We start from the raw sequence: 21062 nt of genomic DNA on the forward strand, positions 1-21062 counted from the left end.
GTCAGGCGCGCGGGTGGGCCTGCTGGTAGGCCCGGCGCAACCGGTCCGTGGTGACGTGGGTGTAGCGCTGCGTCGTGGCCAGCGAGGCGTGACCGAGCAGCTCCTGGACCGATCGCAGGTCGGCGCCGCCCTCGAGCAGGTGGGTCGCGGCAGTGTGCCGCAGGCCGTGGGGGCCCATGTCGGGGGCGCCGGGCACGTCGGCGATCCGGCGGTGCACGAGGGTCCGGACGGCGCGCTGGTCGATCCGACGCCCCCGGGTGCCGACGAACAGCGCGCCACCGGCGCCGTCGGCGACCAGGAGCGGTCGAGCGTGGCGCACCCAGAAGTCGAGGGCCCGCGCGGCCGGCCGGCCGAACGGCACCATCCGCTCCTTGCGGCCCTTGCCCAGCACGCGCACGACGTTGCGCTCGCGGTCGACGTCGTCGACGTCGAGACCGACGAGCTCGCCGACGCGGATGCCGGTGGCGTAGAGCAGCTCGAGCATCGCGATGTCGCGCATCCCGACGGGGCTGCCGTCGTCGGCCGCCGTCACGGCGGCCTCGATCAGGTCGGAGGCCTCGTCGGCCCGCAGCACCGACGGCAGCGTCCGGTGGGCCTTGGGCGAGCCGAGGCTGGAGCCGACGTCGGTCGGGGCACGGCCGGTACGGGCCAGCCACGCGGTGAACACCCGGGCCGCGGTGGCGCGCCGGGCGAGGGTGGTGCGGGAGCGGCCCAGGGTCTGCTGCTGGGCCAGCCAGCTGCGCAGCGTGCGCAGGTCGAGCTGGGCCACGTCGGTCTGGCCGAGCCGCCGGGCGTGCTCGAGGACGCCGGCCACGTCGCCGAGGTAGGCCCGCACGGTGTGCGGCGTGAGGTCGCGCTCGGCGACCAGGTGCCGCTCGTAGTCGGCCAGCGTCCGCATCATCGGCTCGGGGAGACCGTCGCGGTCGTCCCCTCGGTCCGCGGGGCTCGCGTCGTCGGGGGCCTCGGTCACCCGGCCAGCGTAGGAGTCGGCGGCGCCGTCACGTGCGAGCGAGCGCGGTGAGCCGCCATCCGCCGCGGTTGATCTCGACCAGGCCCACGGTCTGCAGTGCGGTGAGGGCGCCCTGCACCTCGCGCACGCCGAGCCCAGCGGTCCGGGCGATGGAGTCGGACCCGGCCGGCGACACCACCGGAACCGCGTCGATGACCTGACGCTGCCGCGGGGTGAGCCGGTCGCGGAGGGTGGCCTCGTCCCAGGCCGGCTCGACCAGGTGCTCCCCCGCCGGCGACACGAGCTCGAGGACGTCGGCGCCGCAGGTCACCAGCGACATGTCCCCGGCGCGCAGGTGTTCGTGGACCCCGCCCGACGCCGCGCTGGTCACCGGACCCGGCACTCCCATCACCGGCCGGTTGAGGATCCCGGCCCAGTGCGCGGTGTTGAGCGAGCCGCTCCGGATCGCCGCCTCGACCACGACCGTGCCGACGGACAGGGCGGCGATGAGGCGGTTGCGGGCGAGGAACCGGATCTTCAGGGGCGCCGCCCCGGGCGGCGCCTCGGACACGATGGCGCCGGTCCGGGCGATGTGCTCGAACATCACCGCGTGGGCGCTGGGGTAGACGCGGTCGGCGCCGCATGCCACCACGGCGACCGTGGGCGCCCCGGCGGCCACCGCACCGCGGTGGGCGGCCCGGTCGATGCCGAAGGCGCCCCCGGACACGACCACATGACCTGCCTGGGCGGCGGTGGCCGCGATCTCGCTCGCCACCTCGTCGCCGTAGGTCGTGGCGGCGCGCGCCCCCACGACCGCCAACGAGGTCGCGAGCGCGTCGAGGCGCAGCGGGCCCTTGACCCACAGCCCGATCGGGACGCCGCCGCGGTCGTTGAGGGCCCCGGCCCCGAGCAGGTCTCCGAGCTGGGTCGGCCACTCGGCGTCGCCGGGCACGACGAAGCGCAGGCCCTGGCGCTCGGCGCGCTCGAGCTCACGCTCGGCGTCGAGGTCGTCGCGGCGAGCCGCGACCTCCTCGGACAGGCCGTCGAGGTCGCTCTCGGCCAGCAGCAGCTGTCGCAGCCGCACCGGGCCGAGCTCGGCCACCAGCCCGGTCATCTTGGTCTCGCCCGGCTCACCGAGCCGGTTGAGGGCGACCCGGGCCAGGCGCTCCTCGTGGGTCACGACGCTCATCCGGCCTCCCGCCCGGCGGTGGTCCGGACGGCGAGCGGCTCGCCCTTGCGCAGCTGGAGCGCGACCGCGACCTGGGCGACACCGGGGACCACGTCGCGACCGCTGGTGACCGACGCGAGGTCGGCCAGGGTCCACGCGAGGCGCTGGACCCGGACGGCCCCGCGACTGCTGATACGACCGTCGTAGAGGTCGCGGTCGACCATCCGCTGAGCGGCCTCGCTCAACGGCCACCGGTCGCGGAGGAACGGGCTCGGCACGTGGGCGTTGAGCCGCCAGCTGCAGCCGGTGTAGCGCTGGTGCTGCCGCGCTCGGGCGGCCGCCACCCGCACCTGCACCTCGGCGGAGGTCTCGGGCGGCGTGAACGGGTCGTGCTGCTCCCTGCGCAGCGGCGCGACGTGGCGGGTGATGTCGACCCGGTCGGCCAGCGGGCCGGTCAGCTTGTTGCGGTAGTCGCGGAGCTGGGGCACCTTGCAGGTGCAGTGGTTGCGTGCCGTCTCGGCACTCCAGTCGCCGCACGGGCACGGGTTGCAGGCCAGCACGAGCATCCCGCGGGCCGGCAGGGTGACGGACTCGTCGGCCCGGGCAACGGTGATGTCGCCGTTCTCCAGCGGTTGTCGCAGGGCCTCGATGATGTCGTTGCGGAAGAGCGGGAACTCGTCGAGGAACAGCACGCCCGCGTGGGCCCGGCTGATCTCGCCGGGACGGACCTGTCCGCTCCCGCCCCCGATGAGGCTCGACTTGCTGGCGTCGTGGTGGGGCGCCGAGAAGGGCGGCCGCGTGATGAGGCCGTCGCCCGGCTCGAGCACCCCGGCGAGGGAGTGGACCGCGGTCAGCTCGAGCGACTCCTCGGAACCGAGGTCGGGCAGCAGGCCCGGGATGCGCTCGGCGAGGCTGGTCTTGCCGGCGCCCTTGGGACCGGAGAGCAGCAGGGCGTGGCCCCCGGCCGCGGCGACCTCGGCGGCGTACTTGGCGTCGGCCATCCCGCGCAGGTCGGCGAGGTCGACCTCGTCGAGACGCTCCTCGCCACGCCAGGACAGCAGCCGCGAGCCGCTCATCGGCGCGACCGGGGCCGCCTCGGGCACCGGTTCGCCGCACAGCTCGGCCACCACCTGGGCTAGCGAGCGCAGGCCGAGGACGGCCATCCCGGGCACCATCGCAGCCTCGCGCGCCTGCGGCTCGGGGACGAAGACGTGGCGCACCCCTCGGTCGGCGGCCGCCAGGACCATCGGCAGCACCCCGGGCACGCAGCGCAGGCCACCGTCGAGGGTGAGCTCGCCGATGAACGCCGTGTGGAGGAGCGCGTCGTGCGGGACGACCCCGTCGGCCGCGAGGATCGAGACCGCCACGGCCAGGTCGAAGTGGGGCCCGCGCTTGACCAGGTCGGCAGGGGACAGCAGAACGGTGACGCGCCGCGTGGTGGCCGGCCAGGCGAAGTCGCTGTTGACGATGGCCATCCGGCACCGGTCCCCCGCCTCGCGCAGGGACAGGTCGGGCCGGCCGACGATCACGAAGTGGGACCCGCCGGCCGACACGTCGGCCTGGACGTCGACGAGGTGGCCGAGGGCGCCGTGGAGGGACACGGTGCGAGCGGTCGCGAACGGCATCAGCACAGACCCCGCACGTGCTCGACGACCGCGGCGCCGCGCGGCGGGCGCAGCACGGCGACCAGGTCGACCCGGGTCTCGCCGGGGCGCAGCCCCCGCGCCTGGGCCCACCGCTGGCCGAGGCGGTGCAGCCGGTCGAGCTTGGCGGCGGTGACCGCCTCGTGGGGGGTGCCCCGGTCGGTGCTGGTGCGGGTCTTGACCTCGCACACCACCAGGACCCGGCCCTCGCGCAGCACGAGGTCGATCTCGCCCTCGTCGCAGCGCCAGTTGCGGTCGAGCACCACCAGCCCGGCCTCGACCAGGTGGCGCTCGGCCACGTGCTCCCCGTAGGCGCCCAGGGCCTGCTTGCTCTGGGCTGTCGTGCCCGTCGTACGTGTCGTCATCGGCTGACCTCCTGCGGCCAGCGTCGACGTCAGCGGGGACGGCCGGAGGTCCGGTGGAGGGCGCCTGTGGACAACCCTGGTCGGGAGGGCGCCTGTGGACGACTCCTGGTCATTTCCACAGGGTGAGGGTCAGCCGACGAGCGTGGGACTCGCGCAGTTGGGGGTCGGGATGCCGAAGACCGTGGCGCCGGCGAGCTCGAGGCCGAGGAGGCGCTGGAGCGGGACGAGGAGCTGGGTGTTGACGAGGGGCAGCAGGTTGCCCAGAACCCCGTTGGTGAGGTTGGTGACCAGCGACGTGGTGAGGTTGGCGATCTGCTGGACGTTGAGGTCGATCCTGAGGCCGAGCAGCCCTCGGGCCTCCAGTCGCGGACCGTCGGTCCACACGGCGCTCACGGAGGTCTTGTCGAGGCCCAGCTCGCCGGAGCCGGACGACTTGCCGGTGTCCCAGTTGGGCGGTGAGTTGGGGACGCGGATCTGGACCGGTCGCGTGGCGCCGGCCTGGGTGGTGGTGGTGGTCAGCTTGAGGGTGCCGTGGACCTCGACCGACAGGATCGAGCCCAGCAGCCCACCGAGGAGCCCGCCGAGGAGTCCGCTCGAGGACAGGATGGTGCCGTTGACCGAGACCGTCTGCTCGACCCGCGCGGCGGTCGCGAGCTGGGAGTTGACCGAGACGTCGACGCCCTGGGGACTGGCGCTCGTGCCGGCGCCGCAGACGATCTGCGTCATGGTGCCTGTGGCGCTGGCCAGGCTGAGCGAGATGTCGGTGCCGCCCGCGGTGACCGTGAGGCCGGTCAGGTTGGGTGCGCTGACCGAGGCCAGGGTGCCCTTGATGCTCACCTCGCCCTGCGCGGTCGAGGCCTTGGCCCCGACCACGCCGCACGCCAGCTGGGCCTTCTCCACGATCTTGACCGAGGTCGTCAGGTTGGTGCCGAGGAGCCCGATGTTGGTGCCGAGGCTGGGAAGTGACAGCGCGTTGGTGCCGTTCGCCAGGAACGCCGCGCCCGTGACCAGGTCGAGGGCGTTGATGATCGCGGACGCGCCGGCCCCGTTGCCCGTCGCCACGGAGATGAGCCCGGCGACCGGGATGGGCCCGAGGGAGCCGACCTGGGCGGCGATGGCGTTGAGCACGTTGGCGTTGACGGTGTCGCCGTGGGCGGCCATCACCTGGGCGGCGGCGACGAAGAGCTGACGGACCGTGACGTTGGCCGTCGCCAGCTCGTCGACGCCTCCGAGCCCGAGCCGGACGGCGAGGTCGAGCAGGTTGATGTCGCCGGTGACGAGGCCCTGGAAGCCCAGGGCGTTGACGTTGATCCCCCCGAGCGCGCCGCCGAGGATGGTCGACAGCAGCGGCGAGTCGGCGGTGTTGAGCCCGGCGGCGTAGGAGCCCAGCCGGAAGCAGGCTGTCGAGCGCGCGGTGCCGACGGCCGAGCGCGTGGCGGCGCCGCTCTGGGCCAGGCCGAACGCGAAGTCGACCTCGGTCCGGGCGGTGACCCGGACCGCCGAGGGCACGGTGGACCCGCTGACCGCCGTGAACGCGCCCGTGGTGGCGTTGACCGTCCCGACGACCGCGTCGACCTGGGGGGCACCGCCGATCGTCGAGAAGTTGCGCGCCACGCTGCGGGTCAGGCCCTGCTGCCAGGCGGCCGACGAGGTCAGGGCACTGGCGCCCTTGGCCCCGTCGAGCTGGCGGGACATGTCGAGGGCGACGACGTCGGCCAGGGCCTGCATGTCGCGGCGGGCGACCCGCTGCGTGCCGAGGTCGACGGTGAACGCGGTGATGGCGATCAGCACCACGGACATCAGGACGCCGACCAGCACGGCCGTCGCTCCCCGCTCGTCACGCCGGCGCCGGCGTACCTGGAGGCCCCGGCCGAGACGCCGGCCAAGGCGCTGGCACGGCTCCGGGACGCGCATCAGCTCACCTCCGCGACGGCGGTGTACCTGAGGTGGTCGGGCATGGCGAGTCCGAGGCCGGGCAGCGGGATGAGCGGGTGGGCGTCCTGGTTGTAGTCGAGCGCGACGGTGACGCACCGGCTGGTCGCGGCGCCGGTGCAGGCCGCGACGGTGACGACGCAGGTCCCGACGCTCGAGCCGCCGCGCGTCAGTGCGCCCGACGTACCGCAGCTCATGCCGTAGGTCGACAGGCTGTTGGTGACCGCGGTCCGGGCGGCGCTGGTCTGCTGCGCGGGCGTGAAGCCGGCGGGGGCGACGGCCGCGGCGCGGGCACCCTCGGCGGCTCCCTGGCTCAGCGACTGGCGGAAGGCCAGCATGTAGCCGTAGGTGATGACGCCGAACACGAGGTAGAGGAGGGGGAGGGAGACGAGGGCGAACTCGATCGCTGCCGCCCCGCGCTCGGAGAGGCGCTCACGGCGCCGCCTGCGACCCATCATCCCTCTTTGCCCGTCTCGAGTTGGGGCGTCCCCGGCGCCGCGAGGTCCAAGCGTAGGACGGCGGAGCGTCTCGAGGCAGGGGACTAGAGGAGATCTGACCGATCGGACTAGTCACTGCCGCCCGGCCGGGAACGACCCGCGACGACCGGGGATCAGGGCTTGGGCGGGTCGACGTCGGGCTGCACGAGCTCCTCGACGTTGACGTCCTTGAAGGTCAGCACCTTGACGTTCTTGGCGAACCGCGCCGGCCGGTACATGTCCCACACCCACGCGTCGGACATCGAGACCTCGAAGAACACGTCGTCGGCCTCGGTCCGCGCCTTCACGTCGACCTGGTTGCAGAGGTAGAAGCGTCGGTCGGTCTCGACGACGTACTTGAAGATCCCGACGACGTCGCGGTACTCGCGGTAGAGGGTGAGCTCCTGCTCGGTCTCGTACTTCTCGAGCTCCTCTGCACTCATGATGCGAGCCTAGTCGCATGGACCCCGCCGACACGCTCGACCCGCAAGGCCCGCCGCTCTCCGGCCGCGGGACGGTGCACCAGTGGTGGCGCGACCTCACGTTCGTGCACTGGCGCGTCGATCCCGAGCGCGTCGCCCCGCTGCTCCCCCGCGGCGTCCGTCCCGACGTCCACGACGGCGCGAGCTGGGTCGGGCTCATCCCGTTCACCCTCTCCGAGGGCGGGTTCGGGGCCGCCGGCCGCCCCGTCCCCCGCTTCGGCACGTTCCTCGAGACCAACGTCCGTCTCTACTCGCTGGACGACGAGGGACGCCACGGCGTCGTCTTCCGGTCCCTGGAGGCCGCACAGGTCCCCATCGTCATCGGCGCCAACGCCTCGCTGCGGATCCCCTACAAGCTGGCCCGCATGAGCCGCGAGCCTGCGGAGCTCCCCCACGACCCGACCGGCACCGTCGTGACGTACCGGACGCGACGGCGCACCGGCAGCCACCCGACCAGCGCCATGACCGTCGAGGTCGGCGCGGCGGTCGCGGAGCCCAGCCCCCTCGAGCACTTCCTCACCGCCCGGTTCGGCGCCCACACCAGGGCGTGGGGCCGCACGCTGTGGGTGCCCAACACCCACGGGCCGTGGCCGCTGCACGCGGCGCGCCTGGTGTCGCTGGACGACGAGCTCGTCGCCGCGGCCGGGCTGCCGGGGATCGTGGGGTCAGGCCCCGAGTCGGTGCTGTTCTCCAGCGGGGTCCACACCGTCTTCGGCACCCCGGTCGTCGTCCGCTGATCGCGGGGGCAGCGGGGGCTCCAGGCCGGCGGCGCGGCGTACGTTGACGAAGCGCATGCGGTGGACCGACGACGGGCCGTGGGCCTCAAGGGCCGCGGTGTGGACGTCGGTGATGTAGCCCTTGTGCGTCTTGAAGTCGTACGCCGGGTGGTCGGCGTCGAGCTCGACCATGATCCGGTCGCGGGTGACCTTGGCCAGCACCGACGCGGCGGCGACGCAGGCCGCGACCCGGTCGCCCTTCCACACCGCCAGGCCGGGGGTGCCGAGGCCGTCGACGGGGAACCCGTCGGAGAGCACGTAGTCGGGCCGCACGTCGAGCTGAGCGACGGCGCGGCGCAGGGCCTCGATGTTGGCGACGTGCATGCCGAGCCGGTCGCACTCGCCGTGGGGCACCACGACGACCGCCCAGGCGAGGGCCCGGCGCACGACCTGGGCGTAGCAGCGCTCGCGGGCCTTCTCGGTGAGCAGCTTGGAGTCGGCCAGCCCGGGGATGATGCCGGCCTTGCCGGGCGGCAGGATCGCGGCCCCGGCGACCAGCGGTCCGGCGCACGCCCCGCGTCCGGCCTCGTCGACGCCGGCGACCAGCTCGACGCCGTGGCGGTGGAGTGCGCGCTCGTAGCCGTAGAGGCCGGCGTCGCGGCGTACGGTCAGTCCGCGCGGGAGCGTGCTCACCGGCGTCGACCTAGTCCTGGGGGTCGGGGACGTCGCTCAGGGCGTCGGGCCGACCGACGAGGTCGAGGTGGCCCAGCGGCCACGCGACGGCGAAGACCTTGCCGACGACGAGGTCGACGTCGACGAAGGGGTCGCGCGTGCAGTCGACCTCCTCGGGCAGGCAGAGGTGGACCGTGGAGTCGGCCGAGTCGGCGCGGTTGTCGCCCATGACGAAGACCTTGCCGGCGGGCACGGGCCCGGCCGTCCAGTCGCACGGCACCATCGGACCGTTGCAGGCGACGCCCTCGCCGCGGGGGGCGATGTAGTCGTCCTCGTCGAGCGGCTCGCCGTTGACGAGGATGCGGCCCTGGTCGTCGCAGCAGGTGATGACGTCGCCCTCGACGCCGATGACGCGCTTCACCAGGTGGCCGCCCTCGGGGTAGAGCCCCACGGTCGACAGCAGGTCCTGGACCGGTCCGGCGTCGTCGTCGGCGGTGTTGCCGAGCCAGCCGCCCGGGTCGGCGAAGACGATGACGTCGCCGCGCTCGGGCGCGCCGCCGAACCAGTAGGACACCTTCTGGACCAGGATCCGGTCGTTCTCGACCAGCCCCGGCTCCATGGAGGCGGACGGGATGTAGAACGCCTGGACGAACAGCGCCTTGACGACGATCGCCAGCACGATCGCGGCCGCCACGAGGAGCAGCGACTCCTGCCAGACCGGGAGCCGCCGGCGGGTGCGGGCACCATCGGACCCGTCGGTGTCCGACGAGTCGGCGTCGGCCGACCCGTCGGACCCGTCGGACGCGGCGGTCGACACGGGACCCTCGCCGTCGTCGGGCGTCGGGCGGTCGTCGTCGTTGGTCACGCGCAGAGCCTAGGAGTGGAGCGGGGAAACCCGGCTCACGCCTCGCGGCGCTCCTTGATCTTGGCGGCCTTGCCGCGCAGGTTGCGCAGGTAGTAGAGCTTGGCGCGACGCACGTCGCCGCGGGTCACGACCTCGATCTCCTCGAAGATCGGGCTGTTGAGCGGGAAGGTGCGCTCGACGCCGACACCGAACGAGACCTTGCGGACCGTGAAGGTGCGGCCGATGCCGCTGCCGTGGATGCGGATGACGACGCCCTGGAAGACCTGGACGCGGGAGCGGCTGCCCTCGACGACCTTGACGTGGACCTTGAGGGTGTCACCGGCGCGGAAGGCCGGGACGTCGTCGCGCTTCTGGGCGTTGCCGAGCTCGGCAATGACGTTGCTGGTCATGTGATCTCCTCGCGAGTGCCACAGGTCAGCCGCGGAACGGATGGGTGTTCAGGTGTGTGCTGCTGGTGGCCCGACCGTGGTGACCGGCGGCGTGAGGCGTCCCCTGTGGCAGACGCCCACGCAGTCCCCCCGGGTGCCAATCATCTGGCTGGTCGGGGCGGACCTTCGGCCGGTCGGACCGAGGGACGAGTCTGCCACAGAGGTTTCAGCGCTCGGTAATCCGCCGGGGCTTGGTGAGGACCACCGCCAGGGGCGGCGGGGTGATGTCGGGGCGGAGCCGGAACCCGGCCTTCTTGTACATCCGGATGTTGTCGACGCTGTGCTCGCCGGTGAAGAGGACGTACGACGTCGCCGCCGGCGGCGCGACCCGCTGGACGTGCTCGAGCAGGACCCGGCCCAGGCCGCGGCCCTGGAGGTCGGGGGCGACCATGATCCGGCCGATGTCCCAGGCCCAGCCGTGGTCGTCGTCGCCCTCGAGGCGGCCCCGTACGGCCCCGACGAGGCGCCCTCCGTCCGATGGCACGCGCACCACGTAGGTCGCCCACTGCGGCAGCCAGGCGAGCACGTCGTCGAGGGTCTCCTTAAGGGCGGGGATGCCCCGGACGTCGTCGTTGGCGATCGCCTCCTGCACCCAGCAGGCGCGCTGCAGGGTGAGCAGCTCGCCGGCATCGGCACGGACGGCGGGCACGATCGTCCACTCGGTGGCGAGGCTGCTGGCGGCGACGAGGTCCGGCCGCCGTTCCGCCGTACGACGCTCGGCCCGGTCGTGCCGCCAGGCGGCGATCCGGCCGTGGTCGCCGGAGAGCAGCACCGGGGGGACGTCGAGGCCTCGCCAGGAGGCGGGCTTGGTGTAGACGGGATATTCGAGCAGGCCGTCCTCGTGGGACTCCTCGACCAGCGACGCGGCGTTGCCCATGAAGCCGGGCAGCAGCCGGACGACCGCCTCGGTGACGGCCAGGGCCGCGACCTCTCCCCCGTTGAGGACGTAGTCGCCGAGGCTGACCTCGACGACCTCCACCCCGGGCCGCGTCGCGGCGTGGTCGAGGACCCGCTGGTCGATGCCCTCGTAGCGACCGCAGGCGAACACCAGGTGCTCGCGCGTCGCGAGCTCGCGGGCGAGGGCCTGCGTGAACGGCATGCCCGAGGGGGTCGGCACGACCAGGGTGCCGCCGTCAGCCAGCACCGCGTCGAGCGCGTCGCCCCAGGGCTCAGGCTTCATCACCATGCCGGCGCCACCGCCGTAGGGCGTGTCGTCGACGGTGCGGTGGCGGTCGCTGGTCCAGCTGCGCAGGTCGTGGACGGCGACGGTCAGCAGCCCGGACTCGACCGCCTTGCCGGGCAGCGAGAGCGAGAGCGGGGCGAACCAGTCGGGAAAGATCGTGAGGTAGTCGAGGCGCACGTCGCGCCTCAGTCGGGCAGTGCGGTGACGAGGCCCGGGCGGTCGGCGACGACGACACGCCCACCGGGGAGGTCGACCTCGGGCACCAGGGCGGAGACGAACGGCACGAGGGTGTCGCGGCCGTCGACGGAGCGGACGGCCAGCAGGTCCTGGGCGCCGTGGACCAGGCCGGTGACCTCGCCGATCAGGGTGCCGTCGACGTCGTGGACGGCGAGCCCGACGAGCTGGTGGTCGTAGTACTCGTCGGGGTCGTCGGGCACCTCGTCGGCGGACACCATGGCGTGCAGGACGACACCGCGCGCCGTCTCGGCCTCGTTGCGGTCGGCGATCTCGGCGAACGCGACCAGCAGCGTCGTCTGGTGCCACCGGCTGCGCTCGACGGTGAGGGTGCGGTGGGAGAACGCCGAGCCGCGGGGCGCCTCGACCCGCAGCGCCGCGCCGTCGGCGAAGCGCCGGTCGGGCTCGTCGCTGCGGACGTCGACGGTCACCTCGCCGCGGATGCCGTGCGGCTTGCCGACCCGGCCGACCACGACCTCGATCTCTTCCACGTCACTCCTCGTCACTCACGGTCGTTCACAGCCCACACACGGTCGGTCCAAAACGGCGCTGACCCGTCGTACGTGTACGACGGGTCAGCGTAGAACGGGTCTAGCGGCGAGGAGCGCGGTCCACGTCGACGAAGTCGATGCGGGCGCCCTCGCGGCCGGCCAGGGCCGACACGACGGTGCGGAACGCCGAAGCGGTCCGGCCACCGCGGCCGATCACCTTGCCGAGGTCGTCGGGGTGCACACGCACCTCGAGGATCGAGCCCCGACGCAGCTGCTTGTCGCGGACGGACACGTCGTCGGGGTGGTCGACGACCCCCCGGACGAGGTGCTCGAGCGCGTCGGCGAGCATCAGGCGCTCGGCTCGGCGTCGGTCTCGGCGGCCTCGGCCGTCTCGGCCGGCGTCTCGACGGCGGGCGCCTCAGCAGCGGGCGTCTCGGCGGGCGCCTCGGCAGCGGGGGTCTCCTCGGCGGGAGCCTCCTCGGCCTTGGGCTCTGCCTTGGGCTCGGCCTTCTTCTCGGCCTTCTTGGCGGGAGCCTTCTTCGTCACGGCCTCGCCGGTGGACTCGCCGCCGGCCTCCTTGAGCGCCTCGTTGAAGATGTCCTGCTTGGCGGTCTTGGCCGGCTTGGTCTTGAGGGTGCCCTCGGTGCCGGTGTAGCCCTTGAAGGTCTGCCAGTCACCGGTGATCTTGAGGATCTTGGCGACGGCCTCGGACGGCTGGGCGCCGACGCCGAGCCAGTACTGCGCGCGGTCGGAGGTGACCTTGATGTAGCTCGGGTCCTCCTTGGGGTGGTAGATCCCGATCTCCTCGAGGACCTTGCCGTCGCGCTTCTTGCGCGAGTCGACGACGACGATGCGGTATTGCGGCACCCGGACCTTGCCCAGGCGCTTCAAACGGATCTTGACGGCCACGGTTGTGGTGTCTCCTCAAAGTTCTTGTGTGTGGGTGAAGGCGACGGGCACGGGTGGGGAACACCAGGCCGACAACCTTCGATGGCCACGACGCGTCGGAGAGAGGGTCCGGTCGCGCGGGACTCAGCGCCCGAGTCTGCCAGATGCGCGCTCAGGGGCCGAAATCCGCATACGGTCGGGTCGGTCGACCGGTTTTCTGTGCTTATCTGATGTAATCCGATGAGGTTAGACGATCCCGAGAGGAGTGCCGTGGCGACGCATCGCGACCAGCCCGGCCGTACGGCGCGGCGTGCGGTCCTGCGCGGCCTCGCCGCCGGCACCGTCGCGGTCGCCGTCGGCTCCTCGCTGGCCGACGACGCCATCGCGGTCAACCGCGGCCGCTCCACCCGGCTCCCGGCCCGGGGCGGCGCTGGCCCGCAGGCCGGTCCCCAGGCCGGGCCCGAGGCCGGGCCCGTCGAGGCGGTGCACGTCGAGCCCGACCCGGCCGGTCGTCGTACGAAGCACAACGTCGTGGTCGTCTCGATCGACGACCTCGGCTGGCACGAGCTCGGCTGCTACGGCAACACGTTCAACGAGACACCCCACATCGACGCCCTCGCGGCCCGTGGCGTGCTGTTCACCCAGGCCTACGCCGCCGCGCCGTTGTGCTCGCCGACCCGGGCCGCGCTGGTCACCGGGCGCTACCCCGCCCGCACCGGGGTCACCGACTTCCTGCGTCCCGAGGACGCGGTCAGCGACAACCACCTCTCGACCCGTATCCCGACCGTGCCCGACGTGCTCGGCCCGCTCGGCTACACCACCGGCCTGATCGGCAAGTGGCACCTCACCGAGACCTACAGCGGCGACTACGCCGGCCGCGCGGGCGGGCCGCTCGCCCACGGCTTCGACGACGTCCGGCTCAGCGAGGAGAAGTACATCGCCGAGGGCGACTACTTCCACCCCTACCGCTTCATGCCCTCGGTGTCGGCCGTCGAGCCCGGCGAGCACCTCACCGACCGGCTCGCCACCGAGGCGGTCGACTTCATCGGCGACCACGCCGACGAGCCGTTCTTCCTCCACCTCTCCAACTACGCCGTGCACACCGACCTCGACCCCCGACCCGACCTGCTGGCCAAGTACGCCGCCAAGCCGGGTGCCGACGACGTGCCCCACAACCCTGAGCTCGCCGCCATGCTCGAGAGCGTCGACCGCCAGGTGGGGGCCGTCGTCGACGCGCTGCGCGAGCGCAGGATCGCCGACAAGACCCTCGTCGTGGTGATCAGCGACAACGGCGGCCAGAGCCGACCCGCCAACCTCCCGCTGCGCGGCGGCAAGGGCGAGCTCTACGAGGGCGGGATCCGGGTGCCGATGATCGCCACCTGGGCCGGCGGACCGCAGCGGCAGGCCCGCACCGTCGACACCCCCGTCAACACCGTCGACCTGCTGCCGACCGCGCTCGAGCTCGCCGGCGGCAGGCCGCGGCGCCGCGACCGGTTCGACGGCATCAGCCTCGCCCCCCTGCTCCTGGGCGACGACGAGCCGCTCGCCGACCGCGTCGGCGACGCGATGTTCTGGGTCTACCCCCACCACATCGGCCGTACCCACCCCCACGCGGCCATCCGCTCCGGCGACCTCAAGCTCGTCAAGCAGCTGCGCGACGACACCGTCGAGCTCTACGACGTCAGCGTGGACGAGGGCGAGAAGAACGACCTCTCGGCCCGCCGCCCGGCCGACACCCGCCGGCTCCGGCGGCTCCTCGACGGCCACCTCCGCGAGGTCGCCGTGCTGCCGCCCGCCCCGTCGCCGACCTCCTACCCCGTCGACGAGTCCCCCGTGGCGTGGGACGCCGCAGACGTGCTGCCCGTCCCGACCGGCTCCTTCGAGGGCCAGACAGCCCTCGAGGGTGACCGGATCCGGGTGAAGTCCGGCGCCCGCACGTCCTACCTCCTGCTCCGCTCCCCCGTCGCCCCGACCTCAGGCCGGGTCGCCGCGGTGCTCGAGCTCGGCGACTTCGCCGACCGCGACCCGCAGCTGGGCGGCCAGCAGACCGCGTTCGTCGGCCTCGCGGTCGACGCCTCCACCTACCTGCTCCTCCGCTACCGCCACGACCTCAAGCGCGTCGGCTGGGACCTCTGCGTCGACGGCGAGATCCTCGACGCGGGCGCCGAGCCGCTCACCTCGCTCGACGGCTCGGTCGACCTCTCTGCGCCGGGGGCGCGCTACGGGTTCGTCCTGCGCGGCAGCAAGGCGACGGCGTACGCCGACCAGGCACAGGGCGGTGGCTGGGAGTTCCTCTTCACCGTCGACACCGGCGGCGCCTTCGACCTCTCCGACCGCGCGCTCCGCAAGCGCACCCGCTACGCCGCGGCCGTGCGCGTCCAGCGCGGGTCGGTCACGCTCGGCCCGCTCACGGCCGCCCGCGCGCGATAGGGCGCGACGACCAGCGACAACCAACGCGGGTGCGGAGTCGTCACACCGGTATGACCGTCCTCGACCACCCCGCCGCGCCGACCACCGCCACCACCCCGGGCGCCCCGCCGCAGCGCCTCTCCCAGCGCCACCCGTGGCTCTTCCCGTGGGCGGTGCGGGCCCACCAGGCCCGTCGCTACGCGCAGTGGCTGCGGCCGGGCACGACCTGGGCCGGCGACCGTGACACCGAGGACCTGCCGGTCCGGGTCAAGCAGCACGGCTCCCTGCTGATGCGCGAGCTGTCGGAGGCCGAGATGGTGCTGCAGCGCAACAAGGTGGTCAACCTGCGGCTCGCGTCGGCCCGCACCGACGGCGTGGTCGTCCGGCCTGGCGAGACGTTCAGCTTCAACAAGGTCGTCGGCAGCTGCAGCGCCCGCCGCGGCTACGTCGAGGGGATGCGGCTCTCCAACGGTGACGCGACCTCGGGCGTCGGCGGCGGGATCTGCCAGCTCGCCAACCTGGTCCACTGGATGGTGCTGCACTCGCCGCTCACCGTCGTCGAGCGCAGCGAGCACTCCTTCGACCCCTTCCCCGACAAGGGGCGGGTGCTGCCGTGGGGCGTGGGCTGCTCGATCGTCTACAACTACGTCGACCTCGTGTTCCGTAACGACACCGACACGACCTTCCAGCTGCGCACCTGGGTCGGCGAGCGGCACCTGCGCGGTGAGCTCCGGGCCGACCAGCCCACGCCGACGTCGTACAAGGTGGAGGCGCGGCACGAGGAGTTCGTCGCCGAGGGCGACGGCCCCGACGCGCCGGTCTACCGCCACAACGAGATCTGGCGCACCGTCGTCGACAAGACGACCGGCGACACCGTCGGCGAGGAGCTGGTCAAGCGCAACCGCGCGCTGGTGAAATACCTCCCGGACGCGGCCCTCGTCCGTCGCCGCTGAGCCGTCGGTCGGGGATGATCGGACGGTGAGCCACCCGCCGTACGCGCCTGTCCCGGTCCCGCCGAAGCCGCGCCCCCGCGCCCGCTGGTTCGTGGTCGGCGGCGCGCTGCTCGTGCTCGCGGTCGCGGTGTTCGCCGGCTCGTTCGTCGTGATCCTGCGTCCGCTGACGCAGGAGGACGGGATCGTCGCTGCCGGGGACGGGCCGGTGACCGTGGCGGTGCCGCCCGGCGAGGAGCGGGCCCTCTTCACCCGCGCCGGCGAGCCGGCGGAGTGCACGGTCACCGACGCCGAGGGCGAGCGGGTCGAGCTCGAGCCGGTCACGGGTGACTTCACCTACGACGAGTGGACGGCCGACGACCGGTTCGACACCGGCGCCGGCGACGTCGTCCTCGACTGCACCTCCACGGTCGCCGGCGCCGAGGTCCGCGTCGGACAGGCGCCGTCGACGGGCGCGTTCGTGGTCGGGCTCCTCGTCGGCATCCTCGGCTCGATCGCCCTCGGGCTCGCCGGGTTCGTGGTCCTGCTGGTCACCGGGATCCTCTACGTCGTCCGGCCGCCGCGTCCTCGCGAGTCGGCGCAGAGTTGAAGCCGGACGAGCGCGAGTCGGCGCGGGGACTGAGCGGCTGCGCCGACTCGGCGCATCTGGAGTTGAACTCTGCGCCGACTCGCGGTCAGACGCGGGTGGCGACGACGACGCCGCGGAGGACGACGCAGGCCGGCCGGGTGAGGGTGGCGAGGTCGAGGCGCGGGTCGGCGTCGAGCACGCCGAAGTCGGCAGGAGCGCCCTCGGCGAGGAGCGGCTCGAAGCCCAGCCAGCCGCGGCCCTTCCACGAGACGGCCGCGACGACGTCGGCGGCGGGGACGCCCAGGTCGGCCAGGGCGAGGACCTCCTCGGCGAGGTAGCCGTGGCGACCGGTGCCACCGCCGTCGCTGCCGACGTAGAGCGCGACACCGGCCTCGTGGGCGGCCAGCAGGGTCGCGCGGCGGCGGGCGTGGAGGTCGTCCATCGTGGCGGCGTACCGCGGGAACTTGTCGCGGCCGGCCTCGGCGAACTCGGGGAACTTGTCGGTCTGCAGCACGGTCGGGACCAGCGCCACTCCCCCGGCGGCCATGGCCTCGAGGTGGTGCTCGCGCAGGCCGGTGCCGTGCTCGATGCAGTCGATGCCGGCGGCCAGCAGACCGTCGAGGACGTCGCTGCCGAAGCAGTGGGCGGTGACCTTGGCCCCCTCGGCGTGGGCGGCGCCGATCGCGGCGGCGAAGGCGTCGGCGGGGAAGGACGGGGTCAGGTCGCCCTCGTCGCGCGAGATCCAGTCGCCGACGAGCTTGACCCACCCGTCGCCCGCGCGGGCCTGCGTGACGACGGCTGCGGCGAGGTCGTCGGGCTCGACCTCGTCGGCGTAGCTGCGGATGTAGCGGCGGGTGCGCGCCACGTGACGCCCGGCGCGGACCAGCCGCGGCAGGTCGTCGCGCCCCCGCACCCAGCGGGTGTCGGCCGGCGAGCCGCAGTCGCGCAGCAGCAGGACGCCGGTGTCGCGGTCGGCCACGGCCTGCCGCTCGGTCTCGGCGTCGTCGACCGCACCGCCGTCGTCCATCCCGAGGTGGTTGTGGGCGTCGACCAGGCCGGGCAGCAGCCAGCCGTCGGCGACGGTGTCGGCGCCGGGCTGGGACTCGTAGGTGATCCGGCCGTCGACGACGTAGAGGTCGCGCTGCTCCCCCTCCGGCAGCACGACGCCGCGGAACCGCTGGGCAGGCACGGCGGTCACGGCGCGATCTCGCCGAGCAGCCAGGTCGGGCTCATCACCGTGGCACCGTAGCGCTCGACGCGACCCATCAGGATCCGGTCGGCAGTCACCACGCTGACCCGCGAACCGGCCTCGGACGCCGCCTTGGCCTCGGCCACGATCGCGTCGTCGCCGACGCCCTTGGCGTGGACGGTGCGGACGTGGGCGTCGCGGCCGGGTCGTACGCCGCCCTTGGCCGCACCCTCGAGCACGAGCACCACGACCTCGTGGGGCACGTCGGCCGTCATCAGCTGCTCGTGCAGCCGGAGCGCAGCGCCGGCGCGGTCCTTCCACCACCCGTCGGGACGGGCGCCGACGACGTTGGCGCCGTCGACGACCAGCACCGTGGCGGGCGGTGGCTTCACTTCAGGAACTTGGAGAAGTCCTGGGGCAGCTCGAGGTTGGCGGCGGCGGTCTCGTAGTCGATGTCCTCGCCGATGCCGAACGGGTTGGCGGCGGCCGCGTCGGCCCGCGCCTTGGCGGCCGCGGCCTCCTGGGCGGCCTTGGCCGGGTTGCCCGACTTCTGGCGACCCTTGGCCTTCTTGGGCTGCTGCTTGCCCTTGCCGCGCTTGCCGGCGCCGGCGGCACCGGGGATCCCCGGCATGCCCGGCATCCCGGGCATCCCGCCACCGCGGGCCATCTGCATCATCATCTTGCGCGCCTCGAAGAAGCGGTCGACGAGCTGGTTGACGTCGGAGACCTGGCGGCCCGAGCCCTTGGCGATCCGGGCGCGACGCGAGCCGTCGATCATCTTGGGGTTGGCCCGCTCGGCCGGCGTCATCGAGTGGATGACGCCCTGGATGCGGTCGATCTCGCGCTCGTCGAAGTTCTCGAGCTGCTCGCGCATCTGGCCCATGCCCGGGAGCATCCCGAGGATCTTGGACATCGAGCCGAGCTTGCGGACCTGCTGCATCTGGGAGAGGAAGTCGTCGAGCGTGAACTCGCCACCCTGGCCGCTCAGCTTGGCGGCGGCCTTCATGGCCTCTTCCTGGTCGAACGCCTTCTCGGCCTGCTCGATCAGGGTGAGCATGTCGCCCATGTCGAGGATGCGCGAGGCCATCCGGTCGGGGTAGAAGACGTCGAAGTCGGTCATCTTCTCGCCCGACGAGGCGAACATGACGGGGCGTCCGGTCACCTGGCGGATCGACAGCGCGGCACCACCGCGGGCGTCGCCGTCGAGCTTGGTGAGCACGACGCCGTCGTAGCCGACGCCGTCGAGGAACGCCTGGGCCGTGACGACGGCGTCCTGGCCGATCATCGCGTCGACGACGAACAGCACCTCGTCGGGGTCGACGGCGTCCCGGATGTCGGAGGCCTGCTGCATGAGCTCGGCGTCGACGCCGAGGCGGCCGGCGGTGTCGACGATGACGACGTCGTGCAGCTTGCGCTTGGCCTCCTCGATCGCACCACGTGCGACGGAGACCGGGTCGCCGACGCCGTTGCCGGGCTCGGGCGCATAGACGGGTACGCCGACCCGCTCGCCGTTGACCTGGAGCTGCTGGACGGCGTTGGGTCGCTGGAGGTCGCAGGCCACGAGGATCGGGGCCTTGCCCTGGTCCTTGAGCCACAGCGCGAGCTTGGCGGCCAGGGTCGTCTTGCCGGCGCCCTGGAGCCCGGCGAGCATGATGACGGTCGGACCGGACTTGGCGTAGCGCAGCCGGCGCGTCTCGCCGCCCAGGATCTCGACGAGCTCGTCGTGGACGATCTTGATGATCTGCTGGGCCGGGTTGAGCGCCTGGCTGACCTCGTCGGCGCGGGCGCGCTCCTTGACGGCGGCGACGAAGTCCTTGACGACCGGCAGCGCGACGTCGGCCTCGAGCAGCGCGATCCGGATCTCGCGCGCGGTCGCGTCGATGTCGGCCTCGGAGAGCCGGCCCTTGCCGCGCAGGTTCTTGAACGTGTCGGCAAGGCGGTCGGAGAGCGTGGCGAACACAGGGGTCCCGTCAGTCAGGTCGTACCAGGTGGAACAGACAGATCGGGCCCAGCCTAACCGCGGACGGGCTACCGTCAGGGAGTGGTCGCCCTCATCACCATCGCCGCTGTGCTCGTGCTCGCCGGCCTCGCCATCTGGTTCGGCAACCACAGCCTGCGCAACCCGGGCCCCAGCTCGAGCGGCGGCAACGCCCTGGGCGGTTTCGACGTCTTCGACCCCGGCCAGGGGCGCGGCCAGGAGGACCTCGACTCCAAGGAGACCGAGGGCGAGATGTTCGCGGCCCCCGAGGACCTCGACCGGCCCGTCCGGGTCGACCTGCGGACCAACAAGATCCACCTGCGCAAGCCGCCGTCCGCCTGAGGCGGTCGGGTTCGGCGCCGCGGTCTCAGGACGCCGTGAGCGCCGCGCGTACGGCGTGCGCGGCCTGGGCGGCCCGCGTCTCGGAGAGCGCGCCGGCGGACGGCTCCTGCAGGTAGAACACGTCGACGGCCTGGGGCCCGAGGGTGTCGACGTGGGCGGAGCGGACGGCGACGTCGAGGCCGGCGAGGGCCGCGCAGACGAGGTAGACCACGCCGGGACGGTCGGCCGCGCGCACCTCGAGCACCGTGGCCTGCTCGCTCGCCTCGGGGCGGACGACGACGCTCGGGGCGAGGCCGTCGGCCGGGGCGGCCGCGGCGAGCCGGGTGCCGGGGTCGAGCCGGCCGCCCACGATGGCGTCGTACTTGGTGCGGAGGATGGCGGCGTCGACCTGGTCGGAGGCGACCTCCCAGACCGAGACGCCGTGGTCGCCCTGCGCCCAGACCCGCGCGGCGCGGACCGGCACCCGCTGCAGCGCGAACATCGCCGCGAAGTCGGCGAGCAGCCCGACGCGGTCGTGGGCGATCGTGGTGACGCGGCTGCCGTCGGCCAGGCGCTCGACCTGGATCGCGACGGAGTCGGGCCGCAGGTCGGCGGGGATGGGGACGTCGTCGGTGGTGATGGGCGGGAGCGCGACGCCGGTGTCGAGCGACGCGTGGGCGCGGCGGGCGAGGTCGACGACCAGGCCGGCGCGCCACGAGGTCCAGGCCTTGGGCGAGGTGGCCTTGGCGTCGGCCTCGGTGAGCGCGCTGAGCAGCGAGAGCGCCTCGGTGGTCGGCACCCGTGAGGTGACGAGCTCGATCGTCGCGGGGTCGTCGGGGTCGCGGGTCGTGGCGGTCTCGGCGAGCAGCAGGTGCCAGCGGACGAGCAGGCCGACCAGGTCGACCTCCTCGGCGTCGAAGCCGATCCGGGTCGCGACGGCGCGGGCGATCGGCTCGCCGGCGACGCTGTGCTCGGTCAGCCCGCCCTTGCCGATGTCGTGGAGCAGCGCGGCCACGACGAGCACGTCGGGCCGGCCGACCGAGCGGATCAGGCCGGAGGCCTCGATGCACGTCTCGACGACGTGGCGGTCGACGGTGAAGCGGTGGATGACCGAGGCGTGCGGCAGCATCCGGACCCGCTCCCACTCGGGCAGCA

23 protein-coding genes are annotated in these 21062 nt (G+C 73.3%); 5 read left to right on the top strand and 18 right to left on the bottom strand.

Annotation, left to right across the window (positions count from 1 at the left end; all coding sequences use genetic code 11):
- Position 1: 1 nt before the first annotated feature.
- From Q7T52_RS18045 to Q7T52_RS18075, 7 genes are all read right to left on the bottom strand, one after another.
- A complete protein-coding gene (locus Q7T52_RS18045; protein ID WP_304804956.1) occupies positions 2–901 on the bottom strand; it encodes a tyrosine recombinase XerC in 900 nt (299 codons plus the stop codon).
- Between the two features lie 97 nt (positions 902–998).
- Complete coding sequence (gene dprA, locus Q7T52_RS18050) at positions 999–2138, bottom strand: DNA-processing protein DprA (protein ID WP_304804911.1); 1140 nt, start codon at positions 2136–2138, stop codon at positions 999–1001.
- Positions 2135–3742: a YifB family Mg chelatase-like AAA ATPase gene (locus Q7T52_RS18055; protein ID WP_304804913.1), complete on the bottom strand. Its 1608-nt coding sequence runs from the start codon at positions 3740–3742 to the stop codon at positions 2135–2137. The genes dprA and Q7T52_RS18055 overlap by 4 nt, the downstream gene beginning before the upstream one ends.
- Positions 3742–4125: a YraN family protein gene (locus Q7T52_RS18060; RefSeq protein WP_304804915.1), complete on the bottom strand. Its 384-nt coding sequence runs from the start codon at positions 4123–4125 to the stop codon at positions 3742–3744. Before Q7T52_RS18060 ends, Q7T52_RS18055 begins: the two co-directional genes overlap by 1 nt.
- Before the next feature lie 129 nt (positions 4126–4254).
- Positions 4255–6039: a hypothetical protein gene (locus Q7T52_RS18065; protein ID WP_304804917.1), complete on the bottom strand. Its 1785-nt coding sequence runs from the start codon at positions 6037–6039 to the stop codon at positions 4255–4257.
- Complete coding sequence (locus tag Q7T52_RS18070; protein WP_304804919.1) at positions 6039–6512, bottom strand: TadE family protein; 474 nt, start codon at positions 6510–6512, stop codon at positions 6039–6041. Before Q7T52_RS18070 ends, Q7T52_RS18065 begins: the two co-directional genes overlap by 1 nt.
- Positions 6513–6667: 155 nt before the next feature.
- Entirely contained in the window at positions 6668–6976 is a 309-nt protein-coding gene (locus Q7T52_RS18075; protein ID WP_304804921.1) for a DUF2469 domain-containing protein, read from the bottom strand.
- A 17-nt stretch (positions 6977–6993) separates the two neighbouring features.
- On the opposite strand from Q7T52_RS18075, the gene Q7T52_RS18080 reads away from it, so the two are divergent.
- On the top strand, positions 6994–7752 hold the full coding sequence (locus Q7T52_RS18080; protein WP_304804923.1) for a YqjF family protein: 759 nt from the start codon (positions 6994–6996) through the stop codon (positions 7750–7752).
- Here the strand turns inward: Q7T52_RS18080 and Q7T52_RS18085 are convergent.
- The 7 genes from Q7T52_RS18085 to rpsP form a co-directional block, all read right to left on the bottom strand.
- On the bottom strand, positions 7681–8424 hold the full coding sequence (locus Q7T52_RS18085; protein WP_304804925.1) for a ribonuclease HII: 744 nt from the start codon (positions 8422–8424) through the stop codon (positions 7681–7683). The genes Q7T52_RS18080 and Q7T52_RS18085 overlap by 72 nt on opposite strands.
- A 10-nt stretch (positions 8425–8434) precedes the next feature.
- A complete protein-coding gene (lepB, locus tag Q7T52_RS18090; protein WP_304804926.1) occupies positions 8435–9268 on the bottom strand; it encodes a signal peptidase I in 834 nt (277 codons plus the stop codon).
- A 35-nt stretch (positions 9269–9303) separates the two neighbouring features.
- Positions 9304–9657 carry a 50S ribosomal protein L19 gene (gene rplS / locus Q7T52_RS18095; RefSeq protein ID WP_304804928.1) on the bottom strand — a complete coding sequence of 118 codons (354 nt, stop codon included), beginning with the start codon at positions 9655–9657 and terminating at the stop codon, positions 9304–9306.
- Between the two features lie 205 nt (positions 9658–9862).
- A complete protein-coding gene (gene trmD, locus Q7T52_RS18100; protein ID WP_304804930.1) occupies positions 9863–11056 on the bottom strand; it encodes a tRNA (guanosine(37)-N1)-methyltransferase TrmD in 1194 nt (397 codons plus the stop codon).
- An 8-nt stretch (positions 11057–11064) separates the two neighbouring features.
- Positions 11065–11604: a ribosome maturation factor RimM gene (gene rimM / locus Q7T52_RS18105; protein ID WP_304804932.1), complete on the bottom strand. Its 540-nt coding sequence runs from the start codon at positions 11602–11604 to the stop codon at positions 11065–11067.
- A 100-nt stretch (positions 11605–11704) separates the two neighbouring features.
- Positions 11705–11953 carry an RNA-binding protein gene (locus tag Q7T52_RS18110; RefSeq protein ID WP_304804934.1) on the bottom strand — a complete coding sequence of 83 codons (249 nt, stop codon included), beginning with the start codon at positions 11951–11953 and terminating at the stop codon, positions 11705–11707.
- Positions 11953–12513 carry a 30S ribosomal protein S16 gene (gene rpsP / locus Q7T52_RS18115; RefSeq protein ID WP_304804936.1) on the bottom strand — a complete coding sequence of 187 codons (561 nt, stop codon included), beginning with the start codon at positions 12511–12513 and terminating at the stop codon, positions 11953–11955. Before rpsP ends, Q7T52_RS18110 begins: the two co-directional genes overlap by 1 nt.
- Positions 12514–12762: 249 nt before the next feature.
- Between rpsP and Q7T52_RS18120 the strand changes: the two genes are divergently transcribed.
- Genes Q7T52_RS18120 through Q7T52_RS18130 form a run of 3 tightly spaced genes read left to right on the top strand, consistent with a single transcriptional unit; the run spans position 12763 to position 16440 of the window.
- Positions 12763–14922 carry a sulfatase gene (locus Q7T52_RS18120; protein ID WP_304804938.1) on the top strand — a complete coding sequence of 720 codons (2160 nt, stop codon included), beginning with the start codon at positions 12763–12765 and terminating at the stop codon, positions 14920–14922.
- 50 nt (positions 14923–14972) lie between these two features.
- Positions 14973–15854 (top strand): VanW family protein, encoded by an 882-nt coding sequence (locus Q7T52_RS18125; protein ID WP_304804940.1) that lies wholly within the window; start codon positions 14973–14975, stop codon positions 15852–15854.
- 25 nt (positions 15855–15879) lie between these two features.
- Positions 15880–16440, top strand: a complete 561-nt coding sequence (locus tag Q7T52_RS18130) for a hypothetical protein (RefSeq protein ID WP_304804942.1) — start codon at positions 15880–15882, stop codon at positions 16438–16440.
- Between the two features lie 85 nt (positions 16441–16525).
- Here the strand turns inward: Q7T52_RS18130 and Q7T52_RS18135 are convergent, their stop codons facing one another.
- Genes Q7T52_RS18135 through ffh form a run of 3 tightly spaced genes read right to left on the bottom strand, consistent with a single transcriptional unit; the run spans position 16526 to position 19568 of the window.
- Complete coding sequence (locus Q7T52_RS18135) at positions 16526–17617, bottom strand: amidohydrolase family protein (protein WP_370692338.1); 1092 nt, start codon at positions 17615–17617, stop codon at positions 16526–16528.
- Positions 17614–18000: an NYN domain-containing protein gene (locus tag Q7T52_RS18140; protein ID WP_304804944.1), complete on the bottom strand. Its 387-nt coding sequence runs from the start codon at positions 17998–18000 to the stop codon at positions 17614–17616. The genes Q7T52_RS18135 and Q7T52_RS18140 overlap by 4 nt, the downstream gene beginning before the upstream one ends.
- Complete coding sequence (ffh, locus tag Q7T52_RS18145; RefSeq protein WP_304804946.1) at positions 17997–19568, bottom strand: signal recognition particle protein; 1572 nt, start codon at positions 19566–19568, stop codon at positions 17997–17999. Before ffh ends, Q7T52_RS18140 begins: the two co-directional genes overlap by 4 nt.
- Positions 19569–19649: 81 nt before the next feature.
- Between ffh and Q7T52_RS18150 the strand changes: the two genes are divergently transcribed.
- Complete coding sequence (locus Q7T52_RS18150; RefSeq protein WP_304804948.1) at positions 19650–19928, top strand: hypothetical protein; 279 nt, start codon at positions 19650–19652, stop codon at positions 19926–19928.
- Between the two features lie 25 nt (positions 19929–19953).
- Here Q7T52_RS18150 and Q7T52_RS18155 read toward each other — a convergent pair.
- A partial coding sequence (locus Q7T52_RS18155) for an HD domain-containing protein (protein WP_304804950.1) occupies positions 19954–21062 on the bottom strand: 1109 nt, incomplete at its 5' end.

Source organism: Nocardioides sp. (assembly GCF_030655615.1).
Taxonomy (GTDB): Bacteria; Actinomycetota; Actinomycetes; order Propionibacteriales; family Nocardioidaceae; genus Nocardioides.